This window comes from Micromonospora sp. CPCC 206171 (assembly GCF_036906755.1).
Lineage (GTDB): Bacteria > Actinomycetota > Actinomycetes > Mycobacteriales > Micromonosporaceae > Micromonospora > Micromonospora purpureochromogenes.
On sequence record NZ_JBAKHT010000006.1, the window covers coordinates 39,413 to 55,972 of the forward strand.

Here is a 16,560-nt window from a genome sequence, read left to right on the forward strand (position 1 = left end):
GTCGGCCGCTGACTCACGCAGGAGTTGCCTTGGTGATCACCACCGTCCCGGGGACCACGAGGGGAGCGGGTCGCCCCGCGTCGCCGTACCCGGCCGGACCGCAGCGTACGAGCCTCGGCCGCAAGGTACGGGACAACCTCACCGGGCACGCCTTCCTGATCGGCGCGGTGCTCTGCTTCGCCGTCTTCTCCTGGTACCCGATGATCCGCGGCATCGTCATGAGCTTCCAGCGCACCCGGCGGGGGGAGACCACCTGGGTGGGCTGGGACAACTACCTGCGCCTCATCGACGACCCCAGCTTCTGGACGGCCTGGAAGAACACCCTCTACTTCACGGTGCTCGCGCTCGTCCTCGGGTACGCGGTGCCGTTCTTCGTGGCGATCCTGCTCAACGAGTTCCGCCACGCCAAGGGGTACCTGCGGATCCTGGTCTACCTGCCGGTGATGCTGCCGCCGGCCTCGGCCCTGTTCCTCTTCAAGTTCTACGCGTACGACCCCAGCGAGGCGGGACTCTTCAACGCGATCCTCGCGGCGCTGCACCTGCCGACGTCGCAGTGGATGCAGTCACCCGAGATGACGATGCCGGCGATGGTGCTCGCGTCGACCTGGATGAACATGGGCGGCGCGGTGCTGATCTACCTGGCGGCGTTGCAGAACATCCCCGGTGAACTCTACGAAGCCGCCGAGCTCGACGGCGCCGGGATCTGGCGACGGATCGTCCACGTGACGATCCCGCAGACCCGGCTGATCCTCGCGCTCCTGGCGATGCTCCAGATCGTCGCCACCATGCAGCTCTTCATCGAACCACTGATCCTCGCCAACGGTGCGGGCGCGGAGGACTCCGCGACCTCGGTGGCGTACCTCATCTACCAGCACGGGTTCTTCCAGAACGACCTCAACGGCGCCGCGGCGCTCGGCGTGATCATGCTCGTGGTGCTGGCCGGCTTCTCCGCCGCCTACCTGCGGCTGAGCGCGAAACAGGACTAGGACGGGGCGAGCAATGGCACAGGACTCCGGGACCCGGACCCTCATCTCTCCGGCCCAGCTCCGGCGGGGGCGCGGCAAGGTCGTCTACTGGACGCTGCTCGCCGTCGTCGTGGTGGGCTTCACGCTGGTCTTCCTCGGGCCGCTCTACTGGATGGTCACCGGCGCGCTGAAATCCGGCCAGGAGATCGCGCAGACCCCGCCGTCGCTGTTCCCGGAGGATCCGCAGGCGCAGAACTACGTCGACGCGTGGAACAACCTGGACCTCGCCAAACTGCTGTTCAACACGTTCTACTACGCGGCCGGCGCGCTGCTGTTCCAGCTCGTCCTCGACACCGCCGCGGCGTACGCCCTGTCGAAGCTTCGACCGGTGTTCGGCAACCTGATCCTCGGCCTGATGCTGGCGACGCTGATGATCCCGGCGATGGTCCTCATCGTCCCGCAGTACGTGACCGTGATCGACCTGCCGATCCTGCACCTCAACCTGCTCGACTCGCCGTTCGCGATCTGGCTGCCCGCGGTCGCGAACGCGTTCAACATCTTCCTGCTGAAGCGGTTCTTCGACTCGATCCCGGAGGAGTTGATGGCGGCGGCCCTGGTGGACGGGGCGACGCCGCTGCGCACGCTCTGGTCGATCATCCTGCCGATGTCGCGCCCCATCCTCGGTGTGGTCTCGATCTTCGCCGTGACGGCGGTCTGGAAGGACTTCCTCTGGCCGAAGCTGGTGATGCCGTCGCCCGAGACCCGGACGGTCAGCGTCGGCATCTACGCCTTCTCGGGTGGTACGCCGATGAACGTGGTGATCGCCGCGTCGGTCATCGCCGCGATCCCGACCGTCGTCGTCTTCCTGATCTTCCAGCGAAACATCATGTCCGGACTGACCACCGGCAGCCTCAAGGGCTGACCCTCGACCCGCCGACGTACCGACGCAGAAAGCAGGTGCTCGTGTCCACAGCAGACCAGGGTCCGTGGTGGCGAGGAGCCGTGATCTACCAGGTGTATCCGCGTAGCTTCGCCGACGGTAACGGCGACGGCATCGGCGACCTCGCCGGCATCCGGTCCCGGCTGAGCCACCTGTCCGCGCTCGGCGTCGACGCGATCTGGTTCAGCCCCTGGTACCCCTCCCCGATGGCCGACGCCGGCTACGACGTGGCCGACCACCGCGACATCGATCCGGTCTTCGGCACCCTGACCGAAGCGGAGGCGCTGATCGCGGAGGCACACGCGCTCGGCATCCGGATCATCGTCGACGTGGTGCCGAACCACTGCTCCGACGCGCACCCCTGGTTCCAGGCGGCGCTCGCCGGCGGGCCGGACGCGCCGGAGCGGGAGCTGTTCTGGTTCCGCCCCGGCCGGGGCCCGAACGGCGACCAGCGGCCCACCGACTGGGTCGGCGAGTTCGGCGGCGAGACCTGGACCCGGACCGTCGACCCGGACGGCACCCCCGGCGACTGGTACCTGCACCTGTTCACCGCCGAGCAGCCGGACTTCAACTGGGACCACCCCCGGGTACGGGCGGAGTTCGAGGACATCCTGCGGTTCTGGTTCGACCGCGGGGTGGACGGCATCCGGATCGACTCGGCGGGGCTGCTGGTCAAGGACGGGACGCTGCCCGAGGCCCTGGCGGACCGGCCGCACCCGTTCCACGACCTCGACGGGGTGCACGAGATCTACCGCGCCTGGCGACGGATCGCCGACTCGTACCCGGGGGAGCGGGCGCTGATCGGCGAGGTGTGGCTGCCGGACCGGGACCGGTTCGCCCACTACCTGCGCCCGGACGAACTGCACTCGGCGTTCAACTTCGACTTCCTCGGCTGCGCCTGGGACGCGACGGCGCTGCGTCGCTGCGTCGACGAGACGCTCGCCGCGCACGCCCCGGTCGGCGCGCCCGCCACCTGGGTGCTCTCCAACCACGACGTGACCCGCCACGTCACCCGCTACGGCCGGGCCGACACCACGTTCAGCTTCGCCGGCAAGCGCGAAGGCGTCCCCACCGACCTGGAGCTGGGCACCCTGCGGGCCCGGGCGGCGGCGCTGCTCACCCTCGCCCTGCCCGGCGCGGTCTACGTCTACCAGGGCGAGGAGCTGGGCCTGTGGGAGGTCGAGGACATCCCGCCCGCGCTGCGCCAGGACCCGATGTGGGAGCGCTCGGGTCACGGCCGGGACGGCTGCCGGGTCCCGCTGCCCTGGGCCGGCGACGCACCGCCGTTCGGGTTCAGCCCGGACGGCGCGACCCGGACGCCCTGGCTGCCCCAGCCGGCGGAGTGGAAGGACCGGACCGTCCGGGCGCAGACCGACGACCCGCACTCGATGCTGGAGCTGTACCGGGCGGCGATCGGCGTGCGGCGTACCGAGGCGGACCTCGGTGACGGGACGCTGCGCTGGCTGCCGGCCCCCGACGGGGTGCTCGCCTTCGCCCGCGGTCCCGCCTTCGCCTGCCTGGTGAACCTCGGCGCGACCCCGGTGCCGCTGCCCCCGCACGAGGCGCGACTGCTCGCCAGCGCGCCGCTGGACGACGACCTGCTGCCGCCGGACACCGCCGTCTGGCTGCGTACCCCGGAACGGCCGGCCGCCCCCGGCGCCGCGCCGGCCGCCTGAGCTGTCCCGGCGCCGGCCGGTCCGTCCCGACCGGCCGGCGCCACCCCCACCGGCCGGTCCGTCCCGACCCGCCGCCACGTCGCCGGCCCCCCTCGCCGGCGCGACCGAACGGAGGTACCGCAGAGCCCAACGCCCGCACCACGGGGGACCCGGCCCGCCCGACGAAACGGAGAGCACCGCTCATGGCCCACCACACCATCGGCACCCCCGCTCCACCCCCGGGACGATCCGCCCGCTCCCTGCTGGCCGCGATCGTCGGCACCACGCTCGTGGCGGCGTGCGTCAGCGCCGTCGCGGTTTCCACCGCCACCCCGGCGCACGCCGCCGGGCTGTCCCCGTTCGACATCGCCGGCCGCGGCGCCACCGTGCCGTTCGTCGAGCACGAGGCCGAGCGGGCCACCCACAACGGTACGAAGATCGGCCCGACCCGCTACTACGGTCAGTTGCCGTCCGAGGCGTCCGGCCGGGAGGCGGTCACCCTCGACGCCGTCGGGGAGTACGTCGAGTTCACCCTGACCGCCCCGGCCAACGCGGTGACCTTCCGCTACAGCCTCCCGGACAACGCCGCCGGCACCGGCCGGGACGCCAGCCTCGACCTGCGGGCGAACGGCAGCCTGGTGAAGGCGGTGCCGGTCACCTCCCGGTACGGCTGGTTCTACGGCGGATACCCGTTCAACAACAACCCCGGCGACACCAACCCGCACCACTTCTACGACGAGACCCGGACCATGTTTCCGACCACCTACCCGGCCGGCACCAGGATCCGGTTGCAGGTCTCCTCGACCGCCCAGTCCCCGAGCTTCACCCTCGACCTGGCCGACTTCGAGCTGGTCGGCGCGCAGCTCACCAAGCCCGCCGGCGTACTGGACGTGGTCACCGACTTCGGCGCCGACCCGAGCGGCGCGACGGACTCGACGGCGAAGTTCCAGGCCGCCGTGGACGCCGGGAAGGCCCAGGGCCGGGCGGTGTGGATCCCCGCCGGCACCTTCACCCTCTGGGACCACGTGGTCGTCGACGGGGTGACCCTGCGCGGCGCCGGGCCCTGGTACTCGGTGCTCGGCGGCCGGCACCCCACCGACCGCACACGCGCCGCCGGCATCTACGGCAAGTACGTGCCCGGCGGCGGGTACAGCGGGGGGATCCGGCCGCACGAGGCCGGCGGACCCAGCCGCAACGTCACCCTGCGCGACTTCGCCATCATCGGCGACATCGCCGAACGCGTCGACGAGGACCAGGTCAACGCCATCGGCGGCGCGATGAGCAACTCGGTGGTCGACAACGTCTGGATGCAGCACACCAAGGTCGGCGCCTGGATGGACGGCCCGATGGACAACTTCACCATCCGCAACAGCCGGATCCTCGATCAGACCGCCGACGGGGTGAACTTCCACTGGGGCGTCACCAACTCGACGGTGACCAACACTTTCGTCCGCAACACCGGCGACGACGCCCTGGCGATGTGGGCGCAGAACGTGCCGAACGTCGGCAACTCCTTCACCCACAACACCATCGGCGTGACCGTGCTCGCCAACCACCTGGTCACCTACGGCGGCCGGGACATCACCATCGCCGACAACGTCACCGCCGACTCGGTGACCAACGGCGGCGGCATCCACATCGCCAACCGCTATCCCGGCGTGCATGGCGCGACCGCGGTTTCCGGGACGATCACCGTCGCCCGGAACACGTTGATCCGCAACGGCAACTCCGACTACAACTGGAACTTCGGCGTCGGCGCGATCTGGTTCTCCGCGCTGAACGAGCCGATCCAGGGCGCCACCATCCGGGTCACCGACACCGACATCCTGGACAGCTCCTACGCCGCCCTGCACTGGATCGAGGGCCAGACCAGCGGGATCAGCTTCACCAACGTCCGGATCGACGGCGCCGGCACGTACGCGCTCCAGGTGCAGGCGCCGAGCCAGGTGTCGTTCACCGACGTGCGCGCCACCGGCATCGCGCAGAGCAACCCGATGCACAACTGCGTCGGCAGCGGCTTCCAGATCAGCCAGGGCGCCGGCAACTCCGGCTGGTACACCGCCACCCCGTACTGCGGACCGTGGCCGACCCCGCAGTGGGGCAACGGCCCGACCAGCCCGCCCACCGGCACCCCGACCACCCCGCCGCCCACCACCCCGCCCCCGACCACCCCGCCGCCGACGGGCGGCAACCTGGCGCAGGGCCGGCCGGTGACCGCGTCGAGCGTGTCGCAGAACTACGTGGCGGGCAACGCCGTGGACGGCAACGCCGGCAGCTACTGGGAGAGCGCCAACGGGTCGTTCCCGCAGACGCTGTCCGTCGACCTCGGCGCGGCGGTCCACACCGACCGGATCGTGCTGAAGCTGCCCGCGGGCTGGGAGACCCGCACCCAGACGCTCTCGATCGCCGGCTCGACGGACGGCGCGGCGTACGCGACGGTCGTCGGGTCGGCCGGGTACACGTTCAGCCCGGCCACCGGCAACACCGTGTCGATCACCCTGCCGGCCGGCAGCCGGCGCCACCTGCGGCTGAGCTTCACCGGCAACACCGGGTGGCCGGCGGGCCAGGTCGCCGAGTTCGAGGTGTACGGCGGCGGCACGACCCCGCCGCCGACCACCACGCCGCCGCCCACCACCACCCCGCCGCCCTCGGGGAACCTGGCGCTGGGCCGGCCGGTCACCGAGACCAGCCACGCAGACGTGTACGGCGCCGGCAACGCGGTCGACGGCAACCCGGCCACCTACTGGGAGAGCGCCAACAACGCCTTCCCGCAGTCGCTCACCGTCGACCTGGGCGCCGCCCGCTCGGTGTCCCGGGTGGTGCTGAGGCTGCCACCGGCGACGGCCTGGCAGACCCGTACCCAGACCCTCGCGGTCCTCGGCTCCACCGACGGCGGGACGTTCAGCACGCTGAAGCCCTCGGCCGGGTACACCTTCAACCCGGCGACCGGCAACACGGTCACCATCGCCCTCCCCGCCACCACCCAGCGGCACCTGAGGTTGACCTTCACCGGGAACACCGCCTGGCCCGCCGGCCAGGTCTCCGAGTTCGAGGTCCACGCCGCCTGACGGCCCCGTCTCCGGGCCGGTCGGCCGTCCCCGCGACCCGGCCGGCCCGGCAGCTCCACCCCGCCGGGGCATCCCCCGCCCTCCGGCGGGCACCACCACCCCCGAGAGAAGGTGCAGCTCCGCCATGCCCGGAAACAGCACGAGACGACGTACCCCCGGCCGGTGGCTGACCGCCGGCCTGCTGGCCACCGCACTGCTGGTCACCGGCGGGCCCGCCGTGCCCGCCGGCGCGGCCCCGGCCGGCCCCCGCGACGGCGCCCCCCGGGCCGCCGCGCCGGCCCCCGCCACCGCCGCGGCGCTCGCCGGGATCGCCGCCACCATGACCGCCAGCAGCGTCAACCAGGTGTACGGCCCGGCCAACGCCAACGACGGCAACCCGGACACCTACTGGGAGAGCGCCAACAACGCCTTCCCGCAGTGGATCCAGGCCGACCTCGGCGCCACCGTCACCGTGGACCGGCTGGTGCTGAAGCTGCCCCCGGCCGCCGCCTGGCAGACCCGGACCCAGACGCTGTCCGTGCAGGGCAGCACCAACGGCTCGACCTTCACCACCCTGAAGCCGTCCGCCGGCTACACCTTCGACCCGGCCACCGGCAACACGGTGACCGTCCCGCTGACCGCCACCGGCAGCCGCTACGTCCGGCTCACCTTCACGGGCAACACCGGCTGGCCCGCCGGGCAGCTCTCCGAGTTCGAGGTCTACGGCACGGCGACCGGGGACACCCAGGCGCCGACCGCCCCGACCAACCTGGCCTACACCGAACCCACCAGCGGGCAGATCCGGCTGACCTGGACCGCCGCCGCCGACAACGTCGGGGTCACCGGCTACGACGTGTACGCCAACGGGGCGCTGCGCGGCAGCGTCGCCGGCACCGTGCTGACCTTCACCGACAACCAGCCCACCAGCGCCACGGTGAGCTACCACGTGCGGGCCAGGGACGCCGCCGGCAACCAGTCGGCGAACAGCAACACGGTCACCCGCACCGGCAGCGGCGGCAGCAACCTCGCGGTCGGCCGGCCGATCACCGCCTCGTCGTACGTGCACACCTTCGTCGCGACCAACGCCAACGACAACAACCCGGCCACCTACTGGGAGAGCGCCGGCTACCCGGGCACGCTGACCGTGCAGCTCGGGGCGAACGCCGGCGTGAGCGCGGTGGTGCTGAAGCTGAACCCGGACCCGGTGTGGGGCACCCGGACGCAGACCGTGCAGGTGCTCGGCCGGGAGCAGAGCGCCACGTCGTTCACCAACCTGGTCGGCGCCGCCAGCTACACCTTCAACCCGGCGTCCGGCAACACGGTGACCATCCCGGTTTCCGCCACCGCCGCCGACCTGCGGCTGACCTTCACCGCCAACTCCGGCGCCCCCGGCGGGCAGGTGGCCGAGTTCCAGGTGATCGGCGTGCCCGCCCCCAACCCGGACCTGACCGTCACCGCCCTGTCGGCCAGCCCGGCCATCCCGACCGAGGCCGACGCGGTCACCCTCTCCGCCACCGTCCGCAACGCCGGCACGGCCGCGTCCACCGCCACCGCCGTCAACCTCTACCTCGGTGGAGTGCGGGTGGGCAGCGCGCCGGTCGGCGCCCTGGCCGCCGGCGGCTCGGCCACCGTCACGGCGAACATCGGGGCCCGCGCGGCCGGCAGCTACCCGCTGAGCGCCAAGGTCGACGAGGCGAACGCCGTCATCGAGTCCGACGAGACGAACAACAGCTACACCAGCCCGTCGGAGCTGGTGGTGAACCCGGTGGCCAGCTCCGACCTGCTCGCCGCGTCGGTCGTCTGGACCCCGGGCAACCCGGCGGCGGGCGGCGCGGTGGCCTTCTCCGTGACGCTGCGCAACGCGGGCAGCGTCGCCTCGGCCGCCGGCACGCACCCGATCACGCTGACCCTGCTCGACCAGTCGGGCGCGGTGGTCCGCACGCTGACCGGCTCCTACTCCGGGGTTATCAACCCGGGCGCCACCACCGGTCCGGTCGGACTGGGCAACTGGACCGCGGCGAACGGCCGGTACACCGTCCGGGTGGTGGTCGCGGCCGACGCCAACGAACTGCCGGCGAAGCAGCAGAACAACACCAGCGAGCGACCGCTCTTCGTCGGGCGGGGCGCGAACATGCCGTACGACATGTACGAGGCCGAGGACGGCGTGGTCGGCGGCGGCGCGGCCGTCGTCGGACCGAACCGGACCGTCGGCGACCTGGCCGGCGAGGCGTCCGGCCGGCGCGCGGTCACCCTCGACTCGACCGGCAGCTACGTCGAGTTCACCACCCGGGCCAGCACCAACACGCTGGTCACCCGCTTCTCCATCCCGGACGCCCCGGGCGGCGGCGGGATCGACGCGACGTTGAACATCTACGTCAACGGCGCCTTCCACAAGGCCATCGACCTCACCTCCCGGCACGCGTGGTTGTACGGCAACGAGGCCGGCCCGGGCAACTCCCCGGGGGCGGGCGGACCGCGGCACATCTACGACGAGGCCAACGTCATGCTCAACGCCACCGTGCCGGCCGGCAGCCGGATCCGGCTCCAGAAGGACCCGGCCAACACCACCACGTACGCGATCGACTTCATCAACACCGAGCAGGTCGCGCCGATCGCCAACCCGGACCCGGCGCGGTACCTGGTGCCGGCCGGCTTCGGTCACCAGGACGTGCAGAACGCGCTGGACGCCGCCCGGCAGAGCGCGACGGCGCTCGGGGTCTACCTGCCGCCGGGGACGTACGCGACGGCCCAGAAGTTCCAGGTGTACGGCAAGGCCGTCACGGTGCTCGGCGCGGGCCCCTGGTACACCCGGTTCGTCGCGCCCCGCACCCAGGAGAACACCGACGTGGGCTTCCGGGCGGACGCCACCGCCAACGGCTCGACGTTCTCCGGCTTCGCCTACTTCGGCAACTACACCTCCCGCATCGACGGGCCGGGCAAGGTGTTCGACTTCGCCAACGTGGCCGACATGGTGATCGACAACATCTGGGCCGAACACCAGGTCTGCCTCTACTGGGGCGCGAACACCGACCGCACGACGATCCGCAACTCCCGGATCCGCAACACCTTCGCCGACGGCGTGAACATGACCAACGGCAGCACCAACAACCTGGTCAGCAACAACGAGGCGCGGGCGACCGGCGACGACAGCTTCGCGCTCTTCTCGGCGATCGACGCCGGCGGCGCCGACATGAAGGACAACGTCTACGAGAACCTGACATCGCTGCTGACCTGGCGCGCCGCCGGGGTGGCCGTGTACGGCGGGTACGGCAACACGTTCCGCAACATCTACATCGCCGACACGCTGGTCTACTCCGGCATCACGATCAGCTCGCTGGACTTCGGCTACCCGATGAACGGCTTCGGCGCCGACCCGCCCACCCGGTTCGAGAACATCTCCATCGTCCGGGCCGGCGGGCACTTCTGGGGCGCGCAGACCTTCCCGGCGATCTGGGTCTTCTCCGCCTCGAAGGTGTTCCAGGGCATCCGGGTCAGCGACGTCGACATCGTCGACCCGACCTACAGCGGCATCATGTTCCAGACCAACTACGTCGGCGGGCAGCCGCAGTACCCGGTCACCGACACCGTCTTCACCAACGTCTCGATCAGCGGCGCCCGGCGCAGCGGGGATGCCTTCGACGCCAAGTCCGGCTTCGGGATCTGGGTCAACGAGATGCCGGAGGCCGGGCAGGGCCCGGCGGTCGGCTCCGCCACCTTCACCAACCTGCGGCTGAGCAACAACGACCAGGACATCCGCAACACCACGTCCACCTTCACCATCAACCGGAACTGACCGTCGGGAACCGGACGCCGTCGGCGGCTCACCGCCGTCCGGCGGCGTCCTGCGTCGACCGGCGGCCCGGGTCGACGTGGCGGGGGCGGTCCGGCTGTCGCCCGGGTCCGGCCGGGCTCCGCGTCCCCGCCCGGCGGCGCCGCTCGCCCGCGCGGCGCCGGGCCATCGTCAGGCGGGTCCGCTCAGGACGGCACCCGGTGCGGTACCCAGCCGAGGAAGCGGTCGCGCAGGTCGGCGGGGTTGGCCGGCAGGTCGTGGGTGGCCGAGGTCAGGCAGGTGGCGAGGTAGACCCGCAGGTTGGTCGACTGCTGCCGGTACTCGTCGAGCAGGATCTGCCGGCGGCTCGGGCAGGGCCACTCGCGCCCGCAGTCGCGGCACTGCCACGACGGACTCACCGGCTCATGTGGATCGGGCATCGGTCTCCGATCTCCGTGCTGCTGTGAACCATTCTCGGACATTCGGGCCGCCAATCCCACCGCCGATGAGTCCCATTCGCAATACGAGCGGCTGATAACCGGTGACGGACCTGGCTCGTTGCGGCCGGCCCGGCCCGGCCCGGCCCGGCCCGGCCAGCGGCTGCGGGGGCGGCGCGGACTGGCGCAACCGGACCGGGTCGATCCCCTGCACGACGTTGGGCGATACCTCGACTATAGCCACGGATGAGCGACAAAAGCGCAGCTCAGAGGCCTGATGATCTTCAGCTCGCGGGCGCTGTCCGTGCGGCGGGTCGGCGCCCCCCGAGGACTGTCCTCGATCTGACTCCGCAGGGCGCGTTCGGGATGCTTGTTGGTCACCGTCACGGCGGCCGCAGGTGGTCGGCGTGGTCCACCGGGCGCGCCGGCCGACGTCGACGGTGTCCGGCCCGGCCCCGGCGTAGGCTGACCTGCGTGGATCACGAAGACCGGATCGCCCTGTTCCTCGACTACGAGAACCTCGCGCTGGGGGCGCGCGACCACCGCGGCGGCATGGCGTTCGACTTCCGCCCCATCGCGGACGCCCTCGCCGAGCGGGGCCGGGTGGTCGTGCGGCGGGCGTACGCGGACTGGTCGTACTTCGACGAGGACCGTCGGATGCTCACCCGGTCCCACGTCGAGCTCATCGAGATACCGCAGCGCATGGGCGCCTCCCGCAAGAACGCCGCCGACATCAAGATGGCGGTCGACGCGGTGGAGCTGGCCTTCGAGCGCGAGTACATCTCGACGTTCGTGATCTGCACCGGCGACAGCGACTTCACTCCGCTGGTCCACAAGCTCCGCGAGCTCAACAAGCGGGTCATCGGCGTCGGGGTGGAGAAGTCCACCTCCGCGCTGCTGCCGCCGGCCTGCGACGAGTTCCTCTACTACGACCGGCTGGAGGGAGTCGACATCCCGCCGACCCGTGCCCGGCGGGCCCGTCCGGCGCGGGTGCCCAGCCCCGAACCGCAGCAGGTGGAGCAGGAACGACTCGAGCAGGAACCCGAGCCCCAGGCGGTTGTCGAGGAACCGGTCCGCGACGTGGACACCCTCGCGGGGCTGGTGGCCCAGACGGTGGCCGGTCTCCAGGGCAGCTCCGGCGGCGAGGTGACCGCGTCGACGTTGAAGCGCACCCTGCTGCGCAAGGACCCGACCTTCACCGAGTCCGACTACGGGTTCCGCACCTTCGGCGAACTCCTGCGCCACCTCGCCAAGCAGAACGTCGTCGAGCTGGCGGAGGGCCCGGCCAAGGGCGACCCGGAGGTCTCCCTGCCCGAACACGGCGACCGAGAGGAGGCGTTCGGGCTGCTGCGCGCCGTGGTCAAGGACCTGGCCGGCGCCGACGGCGCGGCGGCGCTGTCCGGCCTGAAGAACCAGCTCCGGCGGGCGCGGCCCGACTTCAGCGAGAAGAAGCTCGGCTACCGCAGCTTCCTCCAGTTCTGCAAGGCGGCAGCCACCAGCGGCGTGGTCCAGCTGGAGTGGAACGCCGACGCCGACGACTACCTGCTCACCCCGCAGGCTTCCTGACCCGGCCGCCCACCGCAGGCCAGCTGGCCCACCGCGAGGCCGGCGTATGGGACCTGAACAACGGGCCACTGACGGCCGTACCGTCGGGACGGACCCTCAGCGACGACGAGTGGGTCGACCTGTGAGCCCGCCACGACCAGTACCGGGTGGACCCCGCCGACCGGGGCTGAGGTCCCCACCGCGCCGTCTCACCACCTGCGCGGCGCCTCCCGCGCGTCGTCGCGGATGTGCTGCGCCTCCCCGACGCCCGTGTCGCGGACCGAGGCCACGCCCTGGGCCGCGGTGGACCTGACCTGCTCGGTCGCCTGCTGGACGGGTTCGCGCAGGTTGTCCTGCACGCCGTGCATCACGCCGCTGGCCTGCTGCTTGAACTGGTCCGAGTGTTCCATGGCCTGGTGCTTGGCGCGCTCGGCCAGCTCCCGCTCCTTGCGGCTGGGTGGCAGGAGCGACGAGGCGAGCGCGCCCACGCCGAAGGCGATGAGGCCCGCGGCGAGCGGATTGCCCTCGGCACGTTCCCGCGAGGCGTGGGTGAGGCCGCGCGCCCGCTCGCCGGCGGTGGCGGCGCCCTGCTGCGCCGTACCGGTCAGGTGTTGCGTGGTGTCGGACAGCCGGTGCGTGGTGGCCGAGGCCCGCTGCGTCACGCCGGACGCCTGGTGGCTGGCCACGTCCCGCGCGTGCCTGGCGTTGCCCATGATCGTGTCGACCATCCGGCTGAGCCGGCCACGAGCCCGGTTCACCGGCGCGGCCGCGATCCGACGCGGGTTGACCCGGTCGGTCAACGCGTCGACGTCGCTGCTCAACTCCGCTCTGGCTGCCTCGATGTCGTACCGGATCCGGTCCGGATCGGTGGACATGACGTCTCCCTTCGGTTTCAGCGGCCTCTGACCGCGTCCGGAATCTCGTGCGCGGTCTGCTTGGTACGCGGCACGGCTTTCACCGTGCGTAGCTGCTTGCGCGCCCGGGAGGCGAGCACGGCGCCGATCACCGCCCAGATGATGGCGACGATCAACGCGGCCCAGCCCTGGTCCATGACGTTGGACAGCGCCCACCACAGGGCGTGGGACAGGAACACCAGGGTCAGCAGCGCCGCGATCGCCGCGGCGGCGAACATGGCTGCCACCATGCCGAGGCTGCGTACCTCCTCCCGCACCTCGGCCTTGGCGAGTTCCACCTCCTTGCGCAGGAGGTAGGAGAAGTTGCGGGTGGCGTCGGCGAGCAGCTCACCGATGGAGGCCTGGGCCTTGTCCGAACCCCCGCCCGGGCCCATGGTTGATGCGCTCATGGGCCCACCTCATGGCCCGTCGGACCATGGCGGACCGGCGCGGTCATCCCCGGACTCGCCGGCACGTTCAACGGCGTCTGGGCCGCCGCCGGCGGGCCCTCGCCGGCGAACCTGCCGGTGTCACCGCCACCGCCCTGGCCGTCCTGGCCGCCGGTGAGGGCGCGCCCCAACCGACCGGCGAGCAGTCCGGCGATCGCGGCTCCGGCGAGGAAGGCCCCGGGGTGCCGGCTGGCGTAGTCGCGTACCTCGCGCACCAGGGCGCCGGGTTCGCGCTCGTCCAGCCAGCCCGCGGCCTGCTGCGCGGCGTCCGCGCCCCGGCGGACGACGTCGGCGGCCATGCCGCCCTGGTCGGCGCCGTCGGCCATGGACCGCAGTTGCGTACCCAGCGTGCGCAGGCTGTCGGCGGCCCGCCGCTGCTGCTCCTCGGCCTGCGTCCGGGCCTGCGCCGAGGCTTCGCTGAGCAGGTTGCGGGCCTGCTGGCGGCCCTCCGAGGCGATCTGCCGGCCCTGATCCATCGCCTGCCGGGCGGTGTGCCCGCCGGCCTGCGCGGTCTCCTGGCCCATGCGGCCGGCCTCCTGCCGGAGCTGTCCGACCTTGCCGCCGCGCGATCCGTCACCGGATGCAGGAGGTGATTCCCGACCCGTCGTCATGCGATCTCCCTTCGTCGGGGCCCGCCCTTCGGGCAGGAACGGGAACGCCGGTTACCCGTGGCCGCCCGGTGTACACGCCCGTCCCGTTGCCGGCCCTGCGGGTGTGGGACCGGGAGCTGGCAGGTGCCAGCCGAACGGGTGTAGGTGCGGATTTCACCGCCGACGCCCCTGCGGATTTGGACAATGGACGCATGAGAATGACGATGTTGCAGAAGAGGCGGGCGGCGCGGATGCACCGCCGGAACTGGTGGCCGCTGGCGGCGGTCGTCCTCACCGCCGGAGCGGCCGGTGCCGCGGCGCTGCGGCGGCGCAAGGGCGCCGGTGGCGACTGGGTGGGTTCCGGCGGCGAAGCCACCACCCCGTCCCCGGAGGTCATGACCCCCGCCGGCAGCCGCATGGACACCCCGTTGTCGCCCAAGCGCTGACGCCGGGCGGCCAGCCGTCCGACGGCGTCCCCCCGGCTCAGCGGTGTCGCCACCGGCGCAGCGCGTACAGCGCCGCGCTGGCGGCGAAGAGCGCCGCGCTGACCGCCAGCCAGCGGAGCAGCAGCGGCCGGGGGGTCAGGCCGGTCGCCGCGGTGTACGTGCCGTCGCCGAGGCCGAGGACGCCGGGCAGGTACACGAGCAGGAGCAGCCCGGCGGCGAGCGCGGGCACCCGGACGTGGTTCAGCGCTGACGGGCCGCCCCGCCGGCCCGCTCCGGCCCGCAGCGCCCGGTCGGTCAGCGCGTAGACCGGGAACAGCAGCAGGTCGTGGGCGATCACCGCGCCGAGGAACCAGAGCAGCATCCGCACCGCGGACCCCTCCCCGGCCAGCCGCAGGACGATCCAGCCGGTCACCGTGAAGCAGCCGAGCAGGAGCAGCAAATGCCAGGGCGCGGCGCCGTAGGCCCGCCGGAACCTAGCCATCGGCGCGCCCCTCGAAGGCGATCTCCCGGACCCACTTGGTGCAGTGCACGCCCGGCAGCGCCGGCACGATGACCCGCGCCGGATAGCCGTGGTCGGGGGAGAGGTCCACCCCGTTGACCCGCAGGGCGAGCAGCGAGTCGGGGTCGCGGACCTGGTTGGCCTGCAACCGGGCCTGGCGGAACAGGCCGGCCCGCTCCAGTGACCGGACCGACGCCGTGGCCGCCTCCGGCGCACCGACCAGCGCGGCGAGGTCGCGCAGCCGCACCCCGGTCCAGGTCTGCGCCGTCGACCAGCCCTCCACGCAGGCGATCGGCAGGTCCGCCGTGTGCTGTGCCATCGCGAGCAGGCGGTCCCGGTCCAGCTCGACGCTGCGCCCGCCGCCGCGTACGGTCAGTCGCCAGCCCGCCCCGGTGTCGGCGGGCTGGATGCCGGCCGCCGCGGCGCTGCGGTTGACCGGGAATCCGTTCGGCCCGTCGCCGGGCTGCCGACCCCGGGGCAGCAGCAGCGCGGTGCGGCGCAGCACCCCGTCCAGGCTCTGCCCGACGGTCAGGGCGGCCAGCAGCAGCGCGCCGCCGCCGGCCAGGGCCAGCACCCCGCGTCGGCTCATCGTCGCCGGACCGGGCCGCCGGGACACCAGGCCGTCCGGATCCGCCGGCTCCGGTCCGGTCCGCGCCACCGGGGTACGCGCGAAGCCCGGCCCGCGCAGCGCCGTGACCATCCGGGGCAGCTTGATCGCCACGTGGGTGACCAGGGCGGCGGTGAAGACCCAGGCGCCGTACCAGTGCGCGGTGTAGAAGTCGAACCCGAACAGGTACGCGTACTGGATGTTCAGCAGGCCGGTGGCCGTCTCGAAGAGGATCCCGCCGACCAGCAGCAGCAGCGACAGCCGTTCCAGCACCTGGGCCACCGAGCGGGCCGGCGGCCAGTCGAAGAGCTTCGGCACCACCGACCAGAGCTTGCCCAGCACCACCGGGACCAGCACGATGCCGAGCGTCACGTGCAGGCCCTGGGTGAGCCGGAACAGCCAGGCCGGCCGGGTGGGCCAGTCGAAGACGGGCGGGTGCAGCCAGCCCACGTCGCGGGGAAACGCCTGGCCGAGCCGGGGGCCGTAGGCGATCCAGTCCAGCAGACCGGTGACGATCACCAGCGGCAGGGCGGCGAGCAGGACCGCCCCGAACACCGACGTCAACCACGGGCCGCGGACCGGGCTGCGCCAGGCGGCTGCGGTGGCGTCGACGCCGGGCGGGCGGTGCCGGTCCAGCGCCCGCCACAGTCGCGCCGGGTAGGCGTACCCGTGGGTGTCGGTCGCGGACGTCCCGGCGGCGGCTCGCGGCCCGGACCGG

At 72.4% G+C, this 16,560-nt stretch carries 13 protein-coding genes; 7 read left to right on the forward strand and 6 right to left on the reverse strand.

Going from position 1 to position 16,560, the window contains the following annotated elements; translation table 11 throughout:
• Positions 1–29: 29 nt before the first annotated feature.
• The 5 genes from V6U89_RS09850 to V6U89_RS09870 all read left to right on the forward strand — a co-directional run bounded on the left by V6U89_RS09850 (position 30) and on the right by V6U89_RS09870 (position 10,400).
• Positions 30–986 (forward strand): carbohydrate ABC transporter permease, encoded by a 957-nt coding sequence (locus tag V6U89_RS09850; protein ID WP_334570465.1) that lies wholly within the window; start codon positions 30–32, stop codon positions 984–986.
• A gap of 13 nt (positions 987–999) precedes the next feature.
• Complete coding sequence (locus V6U89_RS09855; protein ID WP_334570466.1) at positions 1,000–1,887, forward strand: carbohydrate ABC transporter permease; 888 nt, start codon at positions 1,000–1,002, stop codon at positions 1,885–1,887.
• An 80-nt stretch (positions 1,888–1,967) separates the two neighbouring features.
• Complete coding sequence (locus V6U89_RS09860; protein ID WP_334570467.1) at positions 1,968–3,581, forward strand: glycoside hydrolase family 13 protein; 1,614 nt, start codon at positions 1,968–1,970, stop codon at positions 3,579–3,581.
• 182 nt (positions 3,582–3,763) lie between these two features.
• The gene (locus V6U89_RS09865; protein WP_334570468.1) at positions 3,764–6,628 is read left to right on the forward strand and encodes a galactose-binding domain-containing protein; all 2,865 of its coding nucleotides are present in this window, start codon (positions 3,764–3,766) and stop codon (positions 6,626–6,628) included.
• Positions 6,629–6,752: 124 nt separating this feature from the next.
• Positions 6,753–10,400 carry a discoidin domain-containing protein gene (locus V6U89_RS09870; protein WP_334570469.1) on the forward strand — a complete coding sequence of 1,216 codons (3,648 nt, stop codon included), beginning with the start codon at positions 6,753–6,755 and terminating at the stop codon, positions 10,398–10,400.
• Between the two features lie 182 nt (positions 10,401–10,582).
• Here V6U89_RS09870 and V6U89_RS09875 read toward each other — a convergent pair whose 3' ends face one another.
• A complete protein-coding gene (locus V6U89_RS09875; protein ID WP_334570470.1) occupies positions 10,583–10,816 on the reverse strand; it encodes a hypothetical protein in 234 nt (77 codons plus the stop codon).
• Positions 10,817–11,287: 471 nt separating this feature from the next.
• Here V6U89_RS09875 and V6U89_RS09880 point away from each other — a divergent pair, with 471 nt between their 5' ends.
• Positions 11,288–12,379, forward strand: coding sequence for an NYN domain-containing protein (locus V6U89_RS09880; RefSeq protein ID WP_334570471.1), 1,092 nt, complete (start codon positions 11,288–11,290; stop codon positions 12,377–12,379).
• Positions 12,380–12,567: 188 nt separating this feature from the next.
• Here the strand turns inward: V6U89_RS09880 and V6U89_RS09885 are convergent, their stop codons facing one another.
• The 3 genes from V6U89_RS09885 to V6U89_RS09895 are packed head-to-tail and all read right to left on the reverse strand — an operon-like array spanning position 12,568 to position 14,224.
• Complete coding sequence (locus V6U89_RS09885) at positions 12,568–13,233, reverse strand: DUF3618 domain-containing protein (RefSeq protein WP_334570473.1); 666 nt, start codon at positions 13,231–13,233, stop codon at positions 12,568–12,570.
• 17 nt (positions 13,234–13,250) lie between these two features.
• Positions 13,251–13,661, reverse strand: a complete 411-nt coding sequence (locus V6U89_RS09890; RefSeq protein ID WP_334570474.1) for a phage holin family protein — start codon at positions 13,659–13,661, stop codon at positions 13,251–13,253.
• Entirely contained in the window at positions 13,658–14,224 is a 567-nt protein-coding gene (locus tag V6U89_RS09895; RefSeq protein ID WP_334570476.1) for a hypothetical protein, read from the reverse strand. Before V6U89_RS09895 ends, V6U89_RS09890 begins: the two co-directional genes overlap by 4 nt.
• A gap of 278 nt (positions 14,225–14,502) precedes the next feature.
• Between V6U89_RS09895 and V6U89_RS09900 the strand changes: the two genes are divergently transcribed.
• Positions 14,503–14,736, forward strand: coding sequence for a hypothetical protein (locus V6U89_RS09900; RefSeq protein ID WP_334570477.1), 234 nt, complete (start codon positions 14,503–14,505; stop codon positions 14,734–14,736).
• Positions 14,737–14,773: 37 nt separating this feature from the next.
• Here the strand turns inward: V6U89_RS09900 and V6U89_RS09905 are convergent, their stop codons facing one another.
• Together V6U89_RS09905 and V6U89_RS09910 are read right to left on the reverse strand one after the other, a co-directional pair.
• Positions 14,774–15,217, reverse strand: a complete 444-nt coding sequence (locus V6U89_RS09905) for a hypothetical protein (protein WP_334570478.1) — start codon at positions 15,215–15,217, stop codon at positions 14,774–14,776.
• On the reverse strand, positions 15,210–16,490 hold the full coding sequence (locus tag V6U89_RS09910) for a molybdopterin-dependent oxidoreductase (RefSeq protein WP_334570707.1): 1,281 nt from the start codon (positions 16,488–16,490) through the stop codon (positions 15,210–15,212). Before V6U89_RS09910 ends, V6U89_RS09905 begins: the two co-directional genes overlap by 8 nt.
• Positions 16,491–16,560 lie beyond the last annotated feature (70 nt).

Excerpts from the sequence above, each read along its gene's own strand:
- V6U89_RS09870 (WP_334570469.1), top strand. The coding sequence starts at position 6,753 with ATGCCCGGAAACAGCACGAGACGACGTACCCCCGGCCGGTGGCTGACC.
- V6U89_RS09855 (WP_334570466.1), top strand. The coding sequence starts at position 1,000 with ATGGCACAGGACTCCGGGACCCGGACCCTCATCTCTCCGGCCCAGCTC.
- V6U89_RS09865 (WP_334570468.1), top strand. The coding sequence starts at position 3,764 with ATGGCCCACCACACCATCGGCACCCCCGCTCCACCCCCGGGACGATCC.
- V6U89_RS09900 (WP_334570477.1), top strand. The coding sequence starts at position 14,503 with ATGAGAATGACGATGTTGCAGAAGAGGCGGGCGGCGCGGATGCACCGC.
- V6U89_RS09885 (WP_334570473.1), bottom strand. The coding sequence starts at position 13,233 with ATGTCCACCGATCCGGACCGGATCCGGTACGACATCGAGGCAGCCAGA.
- V6U89_RS09890 (WP_334570474.1), bottom strand. The coding sequence starts at position 13,661 with ATGAGCGCATCAACCATGGGCCCGGGCGGGGGTTCGGACAAGGCCCAG.
- V6U89_RS09905 (WP_334570478.1), bottom strand. The coding sequence starts at position 15,217 with ATGGCTAGGTTCCGGCGGGCCTACGGCGCCGCGCCCTGGCATTTGCTG.
- V6U89_RS09895 (WP_334570476.1), bottom strand. The coding sequence starts at position 14,224 with ATGGGCCAGGAGACCGCGCAGGCCGGCGGGCACACCGCCCGGCAGGCG.
- V6U89_RS09875 (WP_334570470.1), bottom strand. The coding sequence starts at position 10,816 with ATGCCCGATCCACATGAGCCGGTGAGTCCGTCGTGGCAGTGCCGCGAC.